At 55.6% G+C, this 18,746-nt stretch carries 15 protein-coding genes; 4 read left to right on the top strand and 11 right to left on the bottom strand.

What is annotated here, in order from left to right; translation table 11 throughout:
• The first annotated feature begins 175 nt into the window (after positions 1–175).
• Positions 176–1,702 carry a helicase HerA-like domain-containing protein gene (locus Q3970_RS01255; RefSeq protein WP_303098805.1) on the top strand — a complete coding sequence of 509 codons (1,527 nt, stop codon included), beginning with the start codon at positions 176–178 and terminating at the stop codon, positions 1,700–1,702.
• Positions 1,703–1,782: 80 nt separating this feature from the next.
• Here the strand turns inward: Q3970_RS01255 and Q3970_RS01250 are convergent, their stop codons facing one another.
• On the bottom strand, positions 1,783–3,045 hold the full coding sequence (locus tag Q3970_RS01250; protein WP_303098804.1) for an NRAMP family divalent metal transporter: 1,263 nt from the start codon (positions 3,043–3,045) through the stop codon (positions 1,783–1,785).
• Positions 3,046–3,327: 282 nt separating this feature from the next.
• Here Q3970_RS01250 and Q3970_RS01245 point away from each other — a divergent pair, with 282 nt between their 5' ends.
• Both Q3970_RS01245 and guaA read left to right on the top strand, forming a co-directional pair.
• The gene (locus Q3970_RS01245) at positions 3,328–3,855 is read left to right on the top strand and encodes a cytochrome c (protein WP_303098803.1); all 528 of its coding nucleotides are present in this window, start codon (positions 3,328–3,330) and stop codon (positions 3,853–3,855) included.
• A 192-nt stretch (positions 3,856–4,047) separates the two neighbouring features.
• Positions 4,048–5,613: a glutamine-hydrolyzing GMP synthase gene (guaA, locus tag Q3970_RS01240; RefSeq protein WP_303098802.1), complete on the top strand. Its 1,566-nt coding sequence runs from the start codon at positions 4,048–4,050 to the stop codon at positions 5,611–5,613.
• Between the two features lie 72 nt (positions 5,614–5,685).
• Here guaA and kdsA read toward each other — a convergent pair whose 3' ends face one another.
• From kdsA to Q3970_RS01220, 4 genes are all read right to left on the bottom strand, one after another.
• Positions 5,686–6,528, bottom strand: coding sequence for a 3-deoxy-8-phosphooctulonate synthase (gene kdsA, locus Q3970_RS01235; RefSeq protein WP_303098801.1), 843 nt, complete (start codon positions 6,526–6,528; stop codon positions 5,686–5,688).
• Between the two features lie 63 nt (positions 6,529–6,591).
• A complete protein-coding gene (gene panD / locus Q3970_RS01230) occupies positions 6,592–6,975 on the bottom strand; it encodes an aspartate 1-decarboxylase (RefSeq protein ID WP_303098800.1) in 384 nt (127 codons plus the stop codon).
• A 122-nt stretch (positions 6,976–7,097) separates the two neighbouring features.
• The gene (locus Q3970_RS01225) at positions 7,098–8,222 is read right to left on the bottom strand and encodes an aminotransferase class V-fold PLP-dependent enzyme (protein WP_303098799.1); all 1,125 of its coding nucleotides are present in this window, start codon (positions 8,220–8,222) and stop codon (positions 7,098–7,100) included.
• Between the two features lie 138 nt (positions 8,223–8,360).
• The gene (locus Q3970_RS01220; RefSeq protein WP_303098798.1) at positions 8,361–8,783 is read right to left on the bottom strand and encodes a DciA family protein; all 423 of its coding nucleotides are present in this window, start codon (positions 8,781–8,783) and stop codon (positions 8,361–8,363) included.
• 343 nt (positions 8,784–9,126) lie between these two features.
• Here Q3970_RS01220 and secA point away from each other — a divergent pair, with 343 nt between their 5' ends.
• Positions 9,127–11,883: a preprotein translocase subunit SecA gene (secA, locus tag Q3970_RS01215; protein WP_303098797.1), complete on the top strand. Its 2,757-nt coding sequence runs from the start codon at positions 9,127–9,129 to the stop codon at positions 11,881–11,883.
• 297 nt (positions 11,884–12,180) lie between these two features.
• Here the strand turns inward: secA and Q3970_RS01210 are convergent, their stop codons facing one another.
• The 6 genes from Q3970_RS01210 to rpmH all read right to left on the bottom strand — a co-directional run bounded on the left by Q3970_RS01210 (position 12,181) and on the right by rpmH (position 18,511).
• Positions 12,181–12,918 (bottom strand): class I SAM-dependent methyltransferase, encoded by a 738-nt coding sequence (locus tag Q3970_RS01210; protein WP_303098796.1) that lies wholly within the window; start codon positions 12,916–12,918, stop codon positions 12,181–12,183.
• Positions 12,919–13,206: 288 nt separating this feature from the next.
• Positions 13,207–15,597, bottom strand: coding sequence for a DNA topoisomerase (ATP-hydrolyzing) subunit B (gene gyrB, locus Q3970_RS01205; protein ID WP_303098795.1), 2,391 nt, complete (start codon positions 15,595–15,597; stop codon positions 13,207–13,209).
• Between the two features lie 201 nt (positions 15,598–15,798).
• The gene (gene yidC / locus Q3970_RS01200; RefSeq protein ID WP_303098794.1) at positions 15,799–17,448 is read right to left on the bottom strand and encodes a membrane protein insertase YidC; all 1,650 of its coding nucleotides are present in this window, start codon (positions 17,446–17,448) and stop codon (positions 15,799–15,801) included.
• 373 nt (positions 17,449–17,821) lie between these two features.
• Positions 17,822–18,034 (bottom strand): membrane protein insertion efficiency factor YidD, encoded by a 213-nt coding sequence (gene yidD / locus Q3970_RS01195; protein WP_303098793.1) that lies wholly within the window; start codon positions 18,032–18,034, stop codon positions 17,822–17,824.
• Positions 18,034–18,375 carry a ribonuclease P protein component gene (gene rnpA / locus Q3970_RS01190; protein WP_303098792.1) on the bottom strand — a complete coding sequence of 114 codons (342 nt, stop codon included), beginning with the start codon at positions 18,373–18,375 and terminating at the stop codon, positions 18,034–18,036. Before rnpA ends, yidD begins: the two co-directional genes overlap by 1 nt.
• Position 18,376: 1 nt before the next feature.
• A complete protein-coding gene (gene rpmH, locus Q3970_RS01185; protein WP_002214728.1) occupies positions 18,377–18,511 on the bottom strand; it encodes a 50S ribosomal protein L34 in 135 nt (44 codons plus the stop codon).
• Positions 18,512–18,746: the final 235 nt, after the last annotated feature.

Raw genomic sequence — 18,746 nt, 5'->3', positions numbered from 1 at the left:
TTCCTTTTCGGTTGAGACCCCGCCGTTTATGGCGGTAGAATTTGGGTTTATCGGGTAGGGGTGTAACCCCTTCCCAATCAGGGCAACACGTAGGGCGGCGCTTTATGTGTCGTCCTGTGTGTTGAAACATAAGAAAATACGGCGTATCCGTCACATTATTCAGTAAGGAAATTTTATGACTGCTTTCCCCATCGCCCGTGCGGGCGGCAAAATGCTTGAAATTCCAGGAAAAATGGCCAACCGCCACGGTTTGGTTGCCGGCGCCACGGGCACGGGTAAAACCGTTACCTTGCGGCGTATGGCCGAGGCTTTCAGCAGTGCGGGCATTCCCGTATTTCTGTCTGATGTGAAAGGCGATTTGTCGGGCATTGCCCAAGCCGGTGCCGACAGCGGCAAAGTAGGCGAACGCATTGCCGAATTCGGTTTGGGTGAGGGCTGGCTGCAAAGTTTTCCGGTGCGTTTTTGGGATGTTTACGGCGAAACCGGTATCCCTGTGCGCGTTACTATTTCCGAAATGGGGCCGATGCTGCTGGCACGCCTGATGAATCTGAACGACACGCAGGAAGGACTGCTTAATCTGGTATTCAAGGTGGCCGACGATAACGGCTGGCACTTAATCGACCTGAAAGATCTGCGCGGCATGCTCAAACACGTTGCCGACAATGCTGCCGAATACCGCGCCAAATACGGCAATATATCGCCTGCCAGTGTGGGTGCGGTGCAGCGGCAGCTGCTCACACTCGAAAACGAAGGTGCCGAAAACCTGTTCGGAGAACCTGATCTTAATCTTGAAGACTGGATGCAGGCCGAAGGCGGCAAAGGTGTGGTCAATATCCTCAATTCGGAAAAACTGATGCGTTCGCCGCGGATGTACAGTGCATTTCTGTTGTGGATGCTGGCCAAGCTGTTTGAAACCCTGCCTGAGGTGGGGGATTTGGAGCAGCCCAAATTCGTGATGTTTTTCGATGAGGCGCATCTGTTGTTCGACAATGCCCCCGCCGCGCTGGTAGCACAAATTGAGCAGGTGGTGCGGCTTATCCGCTCCAAAGGTGTGGGCGTGTATTTCGTTACCCAGAATCCGCTCGATCTGCCCGACACAATTCTCGGCCAGTTGGGCAACCGTGTTCAGCACGCACTGCGTGCATTTACGCCCCGCGACCAAAAGGCCGTGAAGGCCGCTGCCGAAACCTTCCGCACCAATCCCGGTATCAACGTGGTGGAGGCTATTGCCGAATTGGGTGTGGGTGAAGCATTGGTATCGTTTCTCGACGAAAAAGGTATGCCTGCACCGGTGGAACGCGCCATTGTGCTGCCGCCGCAATCCGGCCTCACCCCGCTGACCGGAGCAGAACGTAATGCCAAATACCAAAGCGATATTTTGTACCGCCACTATAAAGATATGGTAGACAATTATTCTGCCTATGAGGCGCTGGCCGAATTGGAGGCACAACAATCCGAAGCCAAAGCAGCGGAAGCCGCTGCCAAAGAACAGGCCAAGGCAGGAAAGGCCACAGCGGCGGCACAACCGCAGAAAGACGGTGTGGTCGGCGGATTTTTAGGCGGCCTGTTCGGCGGCCGCAAAAAAGCCAATCAAGGCATTGCTTATGATTTGGCCGATTCGGTGGGCAGTCAGATTAACCGTCAGGTAACCCGCGCAATTTCCCGCAGTGTGATGGGTGTGATTAAGAATATGCTGAAATAGCCTGTGCCCGATATGGTGAAGGCCGTCTGAAACCATTGTTTCAGACGGCCTGATGTTTTACCCTTTATGTCATCCCCCGATCAGGCGATAACTCCCGTTTGGTTGAGCAAAAACAGAACCGCAAACCCGCTCAGGTAAAGCAGCCCCGCCCAAGCCAGCCACATCAGCCACGGCTGCAGCTTGTGCCCGCCCCGACGGACCAGTGCCAGGTTCAGATAGGCGAAAACTGGTGTGCCCACAAACGAGGCAATCATGGCAAATTTCAGCATCGGCATCACCGCACCTTTGAAAAATACGATTACGCACAGGCCTGCAACCGCAGCCAAGGTAATCCATACTGCCAATATGCGGTTGCTCCTCTCGCTTTCTGGGCGGCGCAGAATCAGGCGGAACGACTCCATATTGGTGCGCGAATAGCCGTCGATTACCGTGATGGTCGTGCCGTACATACAGGCAAAAGCAATAAACGTTACCAGCCAGCGCGACCACTCGCCGATGGTTTTGGCATACATATCGATAAGCTGGCCGATATAGGCGCCGCCCGTCATCTGCACTTCGGCGCCCGAACCGTACTGCACCAGCGCACCCAGCGCCAAAAACACAACCGCCAAAGCCGCTGTGCCGATGTAGCCGACATTAAAGTCGAACAGGCCGTCTTCATAGCTCACTTTTTCAAGTTTGCGCTTAGCCGCCACCCACAGTGAATTGATAACCGAAATCTCGATTGGTGCCGGCATCCAGCCCATCAGCGCCACAATAAATGCCAATGCACCAAGATTCCACGGACTGGGTTCGATAAAGTCCGGCTGCATTTGGGCACCTTTGACGGCTGCCGCAGCCACCGCCGCCACCGTGGTAACGGTAAGGCTGGCCATGATGATTTTCGACATACCGTCCACCGTGCGGTAAGGGCCGATTAACAGCATCAGCACGGCAGAAGCCAATACTGCAGCCGAAAGCATATTAACCGGCAAGTCTCCCGGCAGGGCAAAGCCCAGAATCGCCGCGCACAGCATACTCACCGCTGCAGTGTTAATCACCGTTGCAAACAGGTTGAGCACAAAAAAAACCCACAAATACACGCGGCTTTTTTCAGCATAGCCCTCCAGCAGGCTTTTGCCTGTTTCCAGCGTATATTGCGGGCCGAAACGGAAAAACGGGTATTTGAACAGATTGGCCAGCACGATGATCAGCGCCAGCTGCCAACCATATAAAGCCCCCGCCTGGGTGGAGGCGATAATGTGCGAACCGCCCACCGCCGCCGAGGCCATCATAATACCCGGGCCCAACGCCCGCAGCCGCTCGCGCCGGCGCGAGCGGCCGTTTACCGTTTGCTCGTTCATAATCAAACCTTTCATTTCGTTGTTTTGATGTAAATATCTGTAAGCAGGCGCGATTATACGCAATTGAATGCTCTTTTGTGGGCAATATCGCGTTAAGATAGCAACTTAACAGGCCGTCTGAATCAATCCGGCAAAACTTTCAGACGGCCTGTTTGCCATATAGCAAACAGGCTTGTTCCGGCCCGGGTGTCAAACCGGCAGGAAACAGACCGCCCCGCTATAAATAAAAACAACGGCCGGAGCCGGCCGTTATACAACCATAAACCATTTGAGGACACAACCATGAAAAAAACCATACTCAGCCTGGGCGCCTTAGCCGCCCTCACCCTGCTGGCCGCCTGCGGCGGACAAAGCAACGGCACCGCCCCCGCCGCTTCGGAACCCGCACCGGCTTCTGCCTCTGCTCCTGCCGCTTCCCCAACTTCGGCATTAAGCCCGAAAGAAGCCGTGAAAGAACGTGAAAAACTGATGAAATCGTTTAAAGAAGACTTCGGCATCATGGGCAAAATGGTGAAAGGCGAAACCCCGTATGATGCAGCAGCCTTCCAAGCCGCTGCCGACAATCTCGCCGCCGACGCCGACAAACCGTGGGTACACTACACGCCCGAAAGCGCCAACGAAGAATCGGATGCCAAGCCCGAAGTGTGGAGCAAACCCGACGAATTCAAAAAAGAAATCGAAAAATTCACCGCCGCCACTGCAGCGCTGAAAACCGCCGCCGCCTCCGGCAAGCCCGACGATGTGAAAAAGCCGTTCGGCGGGGTGGGGCAAAGCTGCAAATCCTGCCACGACACCTTCCGGGCAGACTAAACCGTCCGTTAACATGAAAAACCTGTTTGGGTGCATTCAAACAGGTTTTTTTGTTTTCAGGCGGCCCCGTGCCGCCTGTAGTGAAATCAGAGTCCGCCTGATAATCAGGCCGGATTCCTCTCTACCAAAAAATGATACAATAACACTTTCTTCAAACGGCCTGCCGTTTCACATTCTCCACCAAAAACCATCATGACCCAAGACAAAATCCTCATTCTCGATTTCGGCTCGCAAGTAACCCAGCTCATCGCCCGCCGCGTGCGCGAAGCCCATGTTTACTGCGAACTGCATTCTTTCGATATGCCTTTGGCCGACATCAAAGCCTTCAACCCCAAAGCGATTATCCTTTCCGGCGGCCCCAACTCGGTTTACAACTCCGATTATCAGGCCGACACCGGCATCTTCGATTTAGGCGTGCCCGTGCTCGGCATCTGCTACGGCATGCAGTTTATGGCGCACCATCTGGGCGGCGAAGTGTCGCCAGGCGACCAGCGAGAATTCGGCTATGCGCAAGTGAAAACCATTGATTGCGAATTAACGCGCGGCATTTCAGACGGCCAGGCCAACACGCTCGATGTGTGGATGAGCCACGGCGACAAAGTGTCGAAACTGCCCGAAGGTTTCGTGGTCATCGGCGACACGCCGAGCTGCCCTATTGCGATGATGGAACACGCCGAAAAACAATTCTACGGCATCCAGTTCCACCCCGAAGTTACCCACACCAAACAAGGCCGTGCCCTGCTTAACCGCTTCGTTTTGGACATCGCCGGCGCCAAACCGGGCTGGACCATGCCCAACTACATCGACGAAGCCGTCGCCAAAATCCGCGAACAAGTGGGCGGCGACGAAGTAATTTTGGGCTTGTCGGGCGGCGTCGATTCCAGCGTGGCTGCCGCGCTGATTCACCGTGCCATCGGCGACCAGCTCACCTGCGTGTTCGTCGATCACGGCCTGTTGCGCCTCAACGAAGGCAAAATGGTAATGGATATGTTTGCGCGCAATCTGGGCGTAAACGTGATTCATGTGGACGCCACCGAACAGTTTATGGGCAAACTCGCCGGCGTTACCGACCCCGAGCAAAAGCGCAAAATCATCGGCGGCGAGTTTGTGGAAGTGTTTGATGCCGAAGCCAAAAAACGCGTCAACGCCAAATGGCTGGCACAGGGCACGATTTACCCCGACGTTATTGAGAGCGCGGGCGCAAAAACCAAAAAAGCGCACGCCATCAAAAGCCACCACAACGTCGGCGGCCTGCCTGAAAACATGAATCTGAAACTGCTCGAGCCTTTGCGCGACCTGTTTAAAGACGAAGTGCGCGAACTGGGTGTGGCGCTCGGCCTGCCGCGCGAAATGGTGTACCGCCACCCCTTCCCCGGCCCGGGCCTGGGTGTGCGCATTTTGGGCGAAGTGAAGAAAAATTACGCCGACCTCTTGCGCCGGGCCGACGATATTTTCATTCAAGAGCTGCGCAACACCTTCGATGAAAACGGTACTTCGTGGTACGACCTCACCAGCCAGGCTTTTGCCGTGTTCCTGCCCGTGAAATCCGTGGGCGTGATGGGCGACGGCCGCACTTACGAATACGTAGTCGCCCTGCGCGCCGTAATTACCAGCGACTTTATGACCGCGCATTGGGCGGAGCTGCCCTATTCGCTGCTGGGCAAAGTGTCCAACCGCATCATCAACGAAGTGCGCGGCATCAATCGCGTGGTGTACGATGTGAGCGGCAAACCGCCTTCTACGATCGAGTGGGAATAACCTTTTGGTTTAAAATAGAAAACAGGCCGTCTGAAAAATTTTCAGACGGCCTGCTGCCATGCTGTTAACTGTTTAATCAATCGCCAGCGCGGGAAATGATTTCACCGTTTCGTCCACCGCTTTCACGCGCAGCAGGAAATCTTCGAGCTTGGCCAGCGGCAGCGCGCTGGGGCCGTCGCACTTGGCCTCATCGGGGGTGGCGTGCGACTCAAGAAACAGGCCGGCCAGGCGGGTGGCCATGCCGGCCAGCGCCAAATCCAGCACCTGGCTGCGGCGTCCGCCCGATGCGGCGGCACCGGCTTCGCGCTGTTGCAGCGAGTGGGTAACGTCGAAAATCACCGGCGGGTTGCCGCAGGTTTTCTTCATCACGCCGAAGCCGAGCATGTCGACCACCAGATTGTCGTAGCCGAACTGCGCGCCGCGTTCGCACAAAATCACTTGCCCGTTGCCTGCTTCGGCGAATTTTTCAACGATGTTTTTCATTTGCGAAGGGCTTAAAAACTGCGGCTTTTTCACATTGATAACATTGCCCGTTTTCGCCATCGCCACCACCAAATCGGTTTGGCGCGCGAGAAAGGCGGGCAGTTGGATAACGTCGCACACTTCGGCTACGGGCGCGCATTGGTAAGGCTCGTGCACGTCGGTAATCACGGGCACGCCGAATTCTTTTTTCACGGCGGCGAAGATTTTCAGCCCCTCTTCCAACCCCACGCCGCGAAACGAACGGACAGACGAGCGGTTGGCTTTGTCGAACGAGGCTTTGAACACATAAGGAATGCCGAGTTTTCCGGTTACTTTCACATAATGTTCGCAGGCTTTGAGGGTGGAATCGAGGTCTTCCAGCACATTGATGCCGCCGAACAGGGTAAACGGGGCGTCGTTGGCTACGGTGATGTGGTTGATTTTAACGTTCATGACTGATTTTCCGGTGTGGGTTGAAGGCCGTCTGAAAAACTGTTTCAGACGGCCTTTGGCGATTTATAAAACGGTGTGCGGCGGTTCGTAACGGATAACGTCGCAGATTTTGTTTTGCCCGTCCACCAGCACCACTTTCGGCTCGTGGGCGGCAATTTCCGGCTCGGAGAGCATCACGTAAGACATAATAATCACGATGTCGCCTTTCTGCACCAGCCTCGCGGCGGCGCCGTTGAGGCACACCACGCCGCTGCCGCGTTCGCCGGGAATGGTGTAGGTTTCAAAGCGCTCGCCGTTGTTGTTGTTGACGATTTGCACTTTTTCGTTAACGCAGATACCCGCCGCGTCGAGCAGGTCTTGGTCGATGGTGATGCTGCCGACGTAGTTCAAGTCGGCTTCGGTAACGGTGGCACGGTGGATTTTGCCGCCGAGCATGGTGCGGAACATTAAGGCCTCCAATTCCGGTTAAGCGTTTTCAGACGGCCTGCCGCAGCAGACGCAAACGGCAGGCCGTCTGAAAAAGGCGTTATTGTACACCTTTTGCCGCTTTGCCGAACCTTAACTGCCGGCTATACCCTGCCTAACACCCGGGCGAACGCTTCCACCGTGCGGTCGGTATTTTGCAGTTTGTCCAAACCGAACAGGCCGAGGCGGAAGGTTTGGAAATCACTGCGTTCGCCGCATTGCAGTGGCACGCCGGCGGCAATCTGCATTCCTTGCGCGATAAAGGCTTTGCCGTTTTGGATATCGGGGTTAACCGTGTAGGAAACCACCACCCCGGGGGCTTCAAAGCCTGCCGCAGCCACGCTGGGGTAGCCCGCATCGGCCAGCAGCGCGCGGATTTTCGCGCCCAACTCGGTTTGTGCAGCCCGCAAATGCCCGAAACCGACGGCTTCGGCCTCTTTCATCATATCGTGCAGCTTCATCAACGCATCGGTGGGCGGCGTGGCGTGATAGGCATGGCCGCCGTTTTCAAAGGCTTCCATGATTTGCAGCCATTTTTTCAAATCGAGCGCGAAGCTGTCGGATTCGGTTTGCTGCACCTTTTGGTAAGCCGCGTCGTTCAGCATCACCAAACCGCAGCAGGGCGAGCCGCTCCAGCCTTTTTGCGGGGCGGAAACCAACACGTCGATGCCGAGTTTTTCCATATCCAACCAAATGCAGCCCGAAGCGATGCCGTCGATGACCAGCAGGCCGCCGACAGCGTGCACGGCTTCGGCCAGTTGTCGGATATAGCCGTCGGGCAGCATGATACCTGATGCGGTTTCCACGTGCGGCGCAAACACTACGGCGGGGCGGTAGGCGGCGATTTCGGCGCATACTTCTTCAATCGGCGCAGGCGCAAACGGGGCTTGCGCCTCATCGGCCTGGCGGGCGGTAAACACTTTGCTGTCGGCGGCGATGGCGCCTTTTTCGAGAATCTGCGTCCAGCGGTAGCTGAAAAAGCCGTTGCGCACAATCAGGCATTTCTCGCCCCGCGCAAGCTGGCGCGCCACGGCTTCCATGCCCGATGTGCCGCTGCCGGGAATCACGGCGGCGTGTTGTGCGCCGTAAACTTTTTTCAACGTGGCCGAAATATAGCGCAAGGCCGTCTGAAATTTTTGCGACATATGGTTCAGCGCGCGGTCGGTGTAAACCACCGAATATTCCAACAGGCCGTCTGAATCGATTTCGGGGCGGGGCAAGATACTCATCGTGCTTTTCTCCTTTAATTGTTTGGATTGCAGCCTTTGCCAAAGGCTTCGTAAACGGCTTTTGATGTTAGCATTATCGGCATTGCATGTAAAAGGCCGGAGCCGTCTGAACATGTTTTCAGACGGCTCCGGCCTTTCTCAGTCTTTTCCGTGTTTTTCCGCCAGCCGTTGCAGTGCCTGCGCCAGCTCGGGGTGGTGCTGCAGCTGCCCGGCAGCGTGCCTGAAGCCTTCCAGCGCAGCCGCACTCAACTTCAAGCTGTTGGCCCGGGGCGTTTGCGGCTGCTTGGGTAAAACCTTCACGCGCACACCGGCGATGTCGGGGTGCAGCGCCTGCAAACGCGGCAGCAGCCCCGGGGCGATCATGCGCAGGCGCGAAGAAACCATATTGTTGCCGGCCAGCAAAACCAATACGCCGTTTTCCACACAGGCCGTCTGAAAATGCGCGCGCAGGTTGGCGGGCATCATCTGCTTGATTTCGGCATCCAGCCTGAGCCATTGCTGCGAGTGATGCAACAGGACCTGCAAATGCCCGTCGCGCCCGCCCAGCCGGTTCAAATCCATAGTAACTGCCTTGAGTGTTGTTTTAGTAATAGTGTCCGTAATTTCTGCAGCGCATATTTCTTTTAAGCATTTTATGCCACATATAACCGTTTTGCATGCAACCTCTACCTGTCCGGCTAAAAATTCTCGAAAAATTTGGCATAAAAAATCCGCAAAAAACCAAATTTGCCGTATTTTCAAAAATGCCCGCAAAGTAAGGGAAGTTGAAATTTGGTCAAACTGCCGCCATTTCAGACGGCATTGTAACCCTGCCAAACGGCTTGTGTTAAAATTCGGGTTTGATTTTTACGATCCGTCTGTTTCAGCCGGAATGCCGCAAACACATTCCGCCACAGGAAATCTCATGCTTACCAACTTAGCCAAAAAAATATTTGGCAGCCGCAACGACCGCCTGCTCAAACAATACCGTAAAACCGTAGACAAAATCAATGAATTAGAGCCGCAGATGCAGGCTCTGAGCGACGAAGAACTGCAAGCCAAAACCCCGGAATTCAAACAGCGCCTTGCCGAAGGCGCAAGCTTAAACGACATTCTTCCCGAAGCTTTCGCCGTCTGCCGCGAAGCCGGCCGCCGTGTGCTGAACATGCGCCATTTCGACGTGCAGCTGATCGGTGGCATGGTGCTGCACAACGGTAAAATCGCCGAAATGCGCACCGGCGAGGGAAAAACCCTGGTGGCCACACTGGCCGTTTACCTCAATGCACTGGCCGGCAAAGGCGTGCACGTGGTTACCGTCAACGATTATCTGGCCGCACGCGATGCGGGCATTATGGAACCGCTGTATAACTTCCTCGGCCTGACCGTGGGCGTGATCGTGAGCGATATGCAGCCTTTCTTCCGCCAAACCGCCTACAACGCCGACATCACCTACGGCACCAACAACGAATTCGGCTTCGATTACCTGCGCGACAACATGGTAACCGACCAATACGACAAAGTGCAGCGCGGTTTGAATTTCGCCGTGGTCGACGAAGTCGATTCGATTCTGATTGACGAAGCACGCACCCCGCTGATTATTTCCGGCCAGGCCGACGACAACGTGCAGCTCTACCAAGTGATGGACAAAGTGCCCGCACGCCTTATCCGCCAAGAAACCGAAGAAGGAGAAGGCGACTATTGGGTCGACGAAAAAGCGCACCAAGTAATTTTGAGCGAAGCGGGTCATGAACACGCCGAAGAAATTCTGGCCGAAATGGGCCTGTTGCAAGAAGGAGATTCGCTCTATTCTGCCGCCAACATCATGCTGATGCACCACCTGATGGCAGCACTGCGCGCCCATACCCTGTTCCACAAAGACCAGCACTATGTGATTCAGGAGGGCGAAATTGTAATTGTCGACGAATTCACAGGCCGTCTGATGGCGGGCCGCCGCTGGTCAGAAGGCCTGCACCAGGCAGTGGAAGCCAAAGAAGGCGTTGAAATCAAACGCGAAAACCAGACACTGGCGTCGATTACCTTCCAAAACTACTTCCGCCTGTATAAAAAACTCTCCGGCATGACCGGCACGGCTGACACCGAAGCCTTCGAATTCCAAAGCATTTACGGGTTGGAAACAGTAATTATCCCCACCAACCGCCCGATGCAGCGCAAAGACTTCAACGACCAAATCTTCCGCACCGCCGAAGAAAAATACGAAGCTGTCATTAACGATATCCAAGCCTGTTTCGACAAAGGCCAGCCTGTTTTGGTAGGCACCACCAGCATTGAAAACTCAGAGCTGGTATCGCGCCTGCTCACCCAGGCCGGTCTGCCCCATAACGTGCTCAATGCTAAAGAACACGAGCGCGAAGCCCTGATTGTGGCACAGGCGGGCAAACCCAGCATGATTACCGTGGCCACCAACATGGCCGGCCGCGGCACCGACATCGTTTTGGGCGGCAACGTCAAACACCAGAGCGACGCCGTCCGTGCCGACGAAACCTTGAGCGACGATGAAAAGCAAGACCGCATTTCCAAACTCGAAAACAGCTGGGAAGCCGATCACCGGCGCGTACTGAATGCAGGCGGCCTGCACATTATCGGCACCGAACGCCACGAAAGCCGCCGTATCGACAACCAGCTGCGCGGCCGCGCCGGGCGTCAGGGCGACCCCGGTTCCAGCCGTTTCTACCTCTCGTTTGAAGACCCGCTCCTGCGCCTGTTCGCCCTCGACCGCGCCGCGGCCATCCTCAACCGCCTTGCGCCGGAGCGCGGCGTTGCCATCGAACACGGCATGCTCACCCGTCAAATCGAAGGTGCGCAACGCAAAGTGGAAGGCCGTAACTTCGATATGCGCAAACAGGTTTTGGAATACGACGATGTGGCCAACGACCAGCGCAAAGTGATTTACCACTACCGCAACGAAATCCTCACCAACCAAGACGTGAGCGGTTTGGCCAAGAGCATCCGCGAAGAAGTTATCGGCGATTTGGTAGATAACCACATGCCGCCCGACAGCATGGAAGAACAATGGGACCTGCCCGCACTCGAATCACAATTGGCGGGCGAATTCCGCGTTCATGCCGATGTGCGCGGCTGGTTGAAGGAAAACAACACACTCGACAACCAAGACGTAAAAGAACGTTTGATTGCCCAAGTGGAACAAGAATATGCCGACAAAACCGAACTGGTCGGCAAGCAAAACATGACCAACTTCGAACGCAACGTATTGCTGCAGGTAATCGACAACAACTGGCGCGAACACCTCGCCGCCATGGACTATCTGCGCCAAGGCATCCACTTGCGCAGCTACGCCCAGAAAAACCCCAAACAGGAATACAAACGCGAAGCCTTTATCATGTTCCAGCATTTATGGAACGGCATCAAACAAAACGTTGCCTCCCTGCTGACTTCGGTGCAGATTGAACAGGCCGACGATATGATTGCCGACAGCGAACCGCAGGAACCTTCTGCCATGCATGCCATCCACTCCGGTGCTCCTTCCATGGAAGACGTATTGGGCGAGTCGCGCGATGATCTTGCCACCGAAGCATTCGACCCTGCCGGTAACGATTTTGCTCCCGAAGCGCTCGCCAAACAAGGCCGAATCGTCCACCGCAACGACCTCTGCCCGTGCGGCAGCGGCCGAAAATACAAACACTGCCACGGCAAACTGGATTAAGCGCAAAAGCCTGCTTTTTAATGAAGCGGGCTTTTTTACACAGCGGCTACAGTCAATATAACGCAGCGCGATATAGTGGAAAAACTTATTTTTACCACAAGGCAGCAAGCCGCAGGTAGTACAGTCGTACGGCAAGGCATGGCAACGCCGTGGCAGAAATGAAGTTTTTTCGCTATAGAAAAATCACATATAAAAGGGCTTAAACAGATTAGCTCCAAGTTTTTTAAAGGGGGCCGTCCTTAGGACGGCCCCCTTTAAAAAACTTCTTTTCGCCGGTAGAAAAAGCAGATTTACCGGCTATAGCGGCAGATAGACATCAAACCGCGTGCTTTTGCCTGTATATTGATAGGCGGGCGGTTCACGGTTGAGGAACTCCCCCAAGCGCGGACGTTTGACGACGACGCGCTTTTTTGCGGCCGCACGGGCGGCGGCAAGCAGTCCTCCTTCGTTTTGCGCCGTGCCCACCAAACTGTGGAAATAAGCCATTTCCTTTTTCACAGCGGCGGTTTTGCGGCTTTCGGGATACATCGGGTCGAGATACACCACATCGGGGCGGCCGGTGGCGGCAGCCAGCTGGGGCAGCAGTGCGCAAGTGTCGCCGAAATGCAGGGTGATGCGGTTGGCGATGGCGGCGGTTTCGGGGCATTCGAGCGCGCGTTTCAGGCCGTCTGAAAGCAGGGCGGCTACGGCGGGGTTTTGCTCGAACGTGTGCACTTGCAGCCCCAGCGAGGCCAGCACGAATGTGTCGCGCCCCAAGCCGCCGGTGCCGTCCCAAACGGTAGCGGAGGCGGTATGGTTGACGGCTTTGGCAATCAGTTCGCCACCGCCTTTGGTGCGGCGGTATTGCGCTGTGCCGCCGGTGAAGTCTGCCCGCACGCGCCCTTTTTCGCCGGCGCAGCACAACGAAAGGCCGTCTGAATCGGCCAGCAGATATTCGCCCTGCTGCGGCAGGCTGCCGCATACGGTTAAACTGAAGCGGCTGATCAGGCTGCGCGCGGATTCGGTTGCGGATTCGGTGAGATAAACGGGGATCATGGTTGTTCAGACGGCCTGAAGGCGGTTTTGCAAAGGCCTTTATATAATAAAACATCTGCGTCATACTCGGGTTAGACCCGAGTATCTTTTTGTTTAGAAGGAATAACAGATACTCGGGTCAAGCCCGAGTATGACGGATCGGTTATTAAATAAGCGGTTTAACTGTATTTGTTTCAGAAGCCCTAAACAATTTCGCAAAAGTCTCAGGCCGTCTGAAAAGCGCGGGGCGGTTGCATCGGCATTTTCAGACGGCCTGATCGGGTTTTGCAAAGGTTTCGGCGCAAGTTTTCAGGCGTCGATATTCTGCGCAATCAGGGCGTTGTTTTCGATAAACGCGCGGCGCGGCTCGACTTCGTCGCCCATCAGGGTAACGAACACTTCGTCTGCGGCGATGGCGTCTTCGATGCGCACTTTCAGCAGGCGGCGCACGGCGGGGTCCATGGTGGTTTCCCACAGCTGCTCGGGGTTCATCTCGCCCAAGCCTTTGTAGCGCTGGATGCTCATGCCTTTTTGCGCGCTTTGCAGCAGAATGTCGAGCGCGTCTTCAAAGCTGTCAACGTCGTATTCGTTGTCGCCTTTATAGAGTTTGGCGTTTTCGCCCACCAGGCCGTTGAGCAGAGCGGCGGTTTGGGTGAGGGTTTGATACGACTTGCTGTTCAAAAACTTCGGCTCGATATAGCTGACCGCCACGTTGCCGTGCAGTTTGCGGGTGATTTTGATGAAGTGGCTGCCTTCATTTCCTTCGATGCGCTCCAATGCCACTTCTTTTTCGTTGAGCAGCGGCATCAGCGCGGCGATGGCGGCATCGGTGCTCTCTGCGCTGGAAAGGTCGGCCGGGGCGGCGTATAGCATGGCGTGCAGCACCGAGTCGTCGATTACGCGGCTTTCTTGGACGATGGCGTTTTTGGCCAGCATAAACTGTTTGGCGGCTTTTTCGAGTTCGGCGCCTTCGATGGTGCGGCCGTCTGAAACGATTTTGGCTTTGTCTAAGGCCAGGCCCAAGAGCCATTGGTCTTTTTCAAATTCGTCTTTCAGGTAACGCTCCTGCTTGCCGTGTTTGGCTTTGTAGAGCGGCGGTTGGGCGATGTAGATGTAGCCGCGCTCCACCAGTTCGGGCATCTGGCGGTAGAAGAAGGTGAGCAGCAGGGTGCGGATGTGGGCGCCGTCCACGTCGGCGTCGGTCATGATGATGATGCGGTGGTAGCGCAGTTTTTCGGGATTGAATTCTTCTTTGCCGATGCCTGCGCCCAGCGCGGTAATCAGGGTGGCGACTTCCTGGCTGGCGAGCATTTTTTCAAAGCGGGCTTTTTCCACGTTGAGGATTTTGCCTTTCAGGGGCAGAATCGCTTGAAATTTGCGGTCGCGGCCCTGTTTGGCCGAACCGCCCGCCGAATCGCCCTCGACGAGGTAAAGCTCGGATAAGGCAGGGTCTTTCTCTTGGCAGTCGGCCAGCTTGCCGGGCAGGCCCAAGCCGTCCATCACGCCTTTGCGGCGGGTGATTTCTCGGGCTTTGCGGGCGGCTTCGCGGGCGCGGGCGGCATCTACGATTTTGCCACAGATGGTTTTGGCTTCGTTGGGGTTTTCTTCGAGAAAGTCGGTCAGCGCCTGGCTGATCACTTCGTTCACCACGGGGCCGATTTCGCTGGAAACCAGTTTGTCTTTGGTTTGCGACGAGAATTTTGGGTCGGGCAGTTTGACGGAAAGCACGCAGGTCAGGCCTTCGCGCATATCGTCGCCGCTGGTGTCGACTTTAGCTTTTTTGGCGATTTCGTTGGATTCGATGTAGTTGTTGATGGTGCGCGTCATCACTTGGCGCAGGGCGGTAAGGTGGGTGCCGCCGTCGCGCTGGGGAATGTTGTTGGTGAAGCACTGCACCGATTCTTGGTAGCTATCGTTCCACTGCATGGCCACTTCCACGCCCATGCCGTCTTTTTCGCCACTGGCGTAAAACACTTTTTCGTGCAGCGGGGTTTTTTTGCGGTTCATGTATTGCACGAAGCCGGCTACGCCGCCCGAAAAGGCGAAGTCTTCTTCTTTGCCGTCGCGCATGTCGGTGAGTTTGATGCCTACGCCGTTGTTGAGGAACGAGAGTTCGCGGATGCGTTTGGCGAGAATGTCGAAATGGTATTCTACCGGCCCGAAGGTTTCTTCACTGGCTAAAAACTGCACTTTGGTGCCGGTGCGCCCGGCAGAGGCGTCGCCCACCACTTTCAGCGGTTCGGTTGCCACGCCGCGTTTGAATTCGACGAAGTGTTCTTTGCCGTCGCGGTAAATGGTGAGGCGCAGCCAGTCGGAAAGGGCGTTCACCACCGATACGCCCACGCCGTGCAGGCCGCCGGAGATTTTGTAGCTGTTGTTGTCGAACTTACCGCCCGCGTGCAGCACGGTCATAATCACTTCGGCGGCGGAGCGGCCTTCTTTGGGGTGGATGCCGGTGGGGATGCCGCGGCCGTTGTCTTCGATGGTGATAGAGTTGTCGGCGTTAACGGCAACGGTGATTTGGTCGCAATGGCCGGCCAGTGCTTCGTCGATGGCGTTGTCGAGCACTTCGAACACCATGTGATGCAGGCCGGAACCGTCCTGTGTGTCGCCGATATACATGCCCGGGCGTTTGCGCACTGCGTCCAAGCCTTCGAGCACCTGTATGCTCTCGGCGCCGTATTCTTCTTGCTTACTCATAAGTGATTTTTTCCTGCTGATTGAAATGATGCAGGCCGTCTGAAAACAGGTTTTCGCAAGTATGCAAAAGCTATTGTTTGAACGGCAAAATAATTTGTGGATTATACCTGATTCGGCAAGTGTTTTCAGCGCTTTTATCTGATTTAACAGCAATGGAAAAGGCCGTCTGAAACGCTTTCAGACGGCCTTTTTGCCTGCCGGTTACGATACCACTTCGCCGGCGGCTCGCTGTTTTTCAATACTCTTGTTGATATACCACTGCTGAGCGATGGTGAGGATGTTGTTGACCACCCAGTAAAGCACCAAACCTGCGGGGAAGAAGAAGAACATCACCGAGAAAATCACCGGCATGATTTTCATCATTTTGGCCTGCATCGGATCGGTGGGCGGCGGGTTCAGATAGGTTTGGATGAACATGGTGGCCGCCATAATCACGGGCAGGATAAACCACGGGTCGGGGCGGCTCAAGTCGGTAATCCAGCCCAACCACGGCGCCTGGCGCAGTTCTACCGAAGAGAAAATCGCCCAATACAATCCGATGAACACGGGGATTTGCAGCAGCATCGGCAGGCAGCCGCCGAGCGGGTTGATTTTTTCGTCTTTATACATTTGCATCATGGCCTGCTGCATGGCCATGCGGTCGTCGCCGTATTTCTCTTTCAATGCCTGCAGGCGCGGGGCGACGGCGCGCATTTTCGCCATCGAACGGTAGGAGGCGTTGGTGAGCGGATAGAAGACGGCTTTGACGATAATGGTCAGCAAAACAATCGCCCAGCCCCAGTTGCCGGTGAAGTCGTGCAGTTTGTTCAGGAGCCAGAAGAGCGGCGAGGCGAAGATGTGCACTTTGCCGTAATCTTTGGCAAGCTGCAGGTTGTCGGCCACTTTGCTGATAACGTCGGTGGTTTGCGGTCCGGCATACAGTCCGATGCCTGTATCGAGTTTGCCGCCTGCGGGTACGGCGGCCAAGGGCACGCGCACGGCTGCAGAATAGAGGTTGTCGCTGCGGCGTTTTAAGTCAATCCGGCAGGCGCCGGCGGCGCAGACGGTTTGGCCGTCTTTGGGTTGCAGAATCCACGTGGCCATGAAGTAGTGTTGGATCATGCCCAGCCAGCCGCTGTCGGTTTTGCGCACGTATTCGGCACGGTCTTTGCCGGAATTGTAATCGTCGTCCAAATCGCCGAACGGTACTTTTTCAAACTCGCCGGCGGGGGTGTAAACCACGGGGCCTGCGTAGGTTTGGTTGAAATAGCCTTCCCCTTCGGGCTTGCTGCTGTCGCGCAGCAGGCGGTAAACGGCATCAAGTTTAACCGGCGCACCGCTGGCGTTGGTTACGTCGTAACGCATGTTGATAACGTAGCTGCCTTTGGTGAAGGTGTAAACTTTGTCGATTTTCAAACCGGCGGTTTCAGGCGCGCTCAAGCGCACTTCGGTTTTATCGCCGCTGAGGGTGTATTGTTTCTGCGGGGCGGTAAACGCGAGGCCTTTCAGCACGTTTTGGCCGTCTGAATCCAATAATTCGGATTGGGCGATATAGGTGTGGGCCTTGCTGTCGTTAAACAGCACGAAGTCTTTGCTTTCGTCGCTGTTCGAGTTGTATTTCAGCAGGGTCAGGCCGCGCAGGTCGCCGGTTTTTTCGTCGATAACGGCTTTAACCATGTCGGTGGTAACGGTAACCGGAACAGTAGGGGTAAGCTCGGCGGCATGACCTGCCTGCAGCGCGGCGCTTTGCTGCGCGGTTTGCGCCGCCTGCTGTTGCGCGGGGCTGGGTTTGGGCGAGGGGAACATTTGTTCCCAGCCGAACAGGATTGCCGCAGCCACAGCAAAAAAAATCATTAATCGTTTGAAGTCCATAGAATCTTCCTGGTGATACTTACTAGGGTCTGTTGACAATTAGCGCAACGGCGGTATTTTTGGTCAAAAATCCCCGTCTGCGGCGTTAAAAATGCTCGCAAGGTGTTCAACCTTGCTGCGCTTTTTGCCTTGCATACGCGGTTTTTGCCTCAAAAAACCGCTTCGCCGGCCAATTGTCAACAGCCCCTAAGGTTCGGGTGTAGAAAAGTTGGTTGCCGGGGCCGGGGTGCCGGTTTTCATGCGGATTTTGCCGGAAATATCCGTCCGGCGGTTTCAGGCGGCATTATATAGAAAGTGCCTGCTTACGGTGGAAAAATATGCCGCTGGCGGCAGGTCGTCTGAAATGCATCGCGCTCATTGCCGGCGTTCGGGGCTAAGGCACGGGATCGTGGCCGCAGCCGCCCCAAGGATGGCAGCGGGCGATGCGCTTGGCGGCCAGCCAGCCGCCTTTGAGTGCGCCGTATTTTTTCACCGCCTCTACGGCATATTGCGAGCAGGTGGGGGTGTAGCGGCAGCGGGGGGGGATCAGCGGGCTGACGGCATATCGGTAAAACCGTATCAGCCACAGCAGCAGTTTGGCGGCCATCAGGATGCTTTGCGTATCAGCCGTGCCAGCTGCGAGCGGGCTTCGGCGGCGGTTTTTCGGTTGAAAGGGCGGCGCACGCGTACGATGAAATCGTTGGGCGGCAGCGTTTCTTTATGGCAGCGGAACCATTCGCGCACCACCCGTTTCATATAGTTGCGCTCGTGCGCGCGTTTGGCGGTTTTTTTACTCACCACCAAGCCCAAGCGGGCATGGCCCAAGCCGTTGCCGGACAGGTAGAAAACCTGCATGAGCGCCGAGCCGTGCTGTTTTTTAAATGCAAAAACGGATGAAAAGTCATCCGTTTTCAGCAAGCGGTAGCGCTTGGCGAAGCCTTGTTTCAAGTTACACGGCCAGGCGTTTGCGGCCTTTGGCACGGCGTGCGGCCAAAACGGCACGGCCGCCGCGGGTTTTGGAGCGTACCAGAAAGCCGTGGGTGCGTTTGCGTTTGGTTACTGAGGGTTGGTAAGTGCGTTTCATGTCTGTTTCCTAAATGGCAGAAAATTAAACTTTGGATTACACCCTAAATTTAGGGTTTTGTCAATTAATAAACAGTTTGATCCGACTGAGCCCTGTTTTACCTTCGTTTGTCGGCGGGTTTGTTTTCAGACGGCCTTTGCGGGAGGGTATACGGTTTCCGGACGGTATGGGTCGGAGCGTGCTTTAACTGTTGCGGCTGATGGCGGTTGTGGATAATTTTCGGTATAATCTACCG

Origin of the sequence: Neisseria sp., assembly GCF_030530745.1 — a bacterium.
In the GTDB taxonomy this organism is placed as follows: Bacteria; Pseudomonadota; Gammaproteobacteria; order Burkholderiales; family Neisseriaceae; genus Neisseria.
The sequence above is the reverse complement of the archived record's forward strand: the minus strand, read 5'-3'. Positions and strand labels throughout refer to the sequence as shown.

What these genes read in the sequence shown, in the direction of transcription:
- Q3970_RS01225 (WP_303098799.1), bottom strand. Translation starts at nt 8,222, where the DNA reads ATGAGTATCTTGCCCCGCCCCGAAATCGATTCAGACGGCCTGTTGGAA.
- gyrB (WP_303098795.1), bottom strand. Translation starts at nt 15,597, where the DNA reads ATGAGTAAGCAAGAAGAATACGGCGCCGAGAGCATACAGGTGCTCGAA.
- yidD (WP_303098793.1), bottom strand. Translation starts at nt 18,034, where the DNA reads ATGGCCGCCAAACTGCTGCTGTGGCTGATACGGTTTTACCGATATGCC.
- panD (WP_303098800.1), bottom strand. Translation starts at nt 6,975, where the DNA reads ATGTTCCGCACCATGCTCGGCGGCAAAATCCACCGTGCCACCGTTACC.
- Q3970_RS01220 (WP_303098798.1), bottom strand. Translation starts at nt 8,783, where the DNA reads ATGGATTTGAACCGGCTGGGCGGGCGCGACGGGCATTTGCAGGTCCTG.
- Q3970_RS01250 (WP_303098804.1), bottom strand. Translation starts at nt 3,045, where the DNA reads ATGAACGAGCAAACGGTAAACGGCCGCTCGCGCCGGCGCGAGCGGCTG.
- Q3970_RS01245 (WP_303098803.1), top strand. Translation starts at nt 3,328, where the DNA reads ATGAAAAAAACCATACTCAGCCTGGGCGCCTTAGCCGCCCTCACCCTG.
- yidC (WP_303098794.1), bottom strand. Translation starts at nt 17,448, where the DNA reads ATGGACTTCAAACGATTAATGATTTTTTTTGCTGTGGCTGCGGCAATC.
- kdsA (WP_303098801.1), bottom strand. Translation starts at nt 6,528, where the DNA reads ATGAACGTTAAAATCAACCACATCACCGTAGCCAACGACGCCCCGTTT.
- secA (WP_303098797.1), top strand. Translation starts at nt 9,127, where the DNA reads ATGCTTACCAACTTAGCCAAAAAAATATTTGGCAGCCGCAACGACCGC.
- Q3970_RS01210 (WP_303098796.1), bottom strand. Translation starts at nt 12,918, where the DNA reads ATGATCCCCGTTTATCTCACCGAATCCGCAACCGAATCCGCGCGCAGC.
- rpmH (WP_002214728.1), bottom strand. Translation starts at nt 18,511, where the DNA reads ATGAAACGCACTTACCAACCCTCAGTAACCAAACGCAAACGCACCCAC.
- guaA (WP_303098802.1), top strand. Translation starts at nt 4,048, where the DNA reads ATGACCCAAGACAAAATCCTCATTCTCGATTTCGGCTCGCAAGTAACC.
- Q3970_RS01255 (WP_303098805.1), top strand. Translation starts at nt 176, where the DNA reads ATGACTGCTTTCCCCATCGCCCGTGCGGGCGGCAAAATGCTTGAAATT.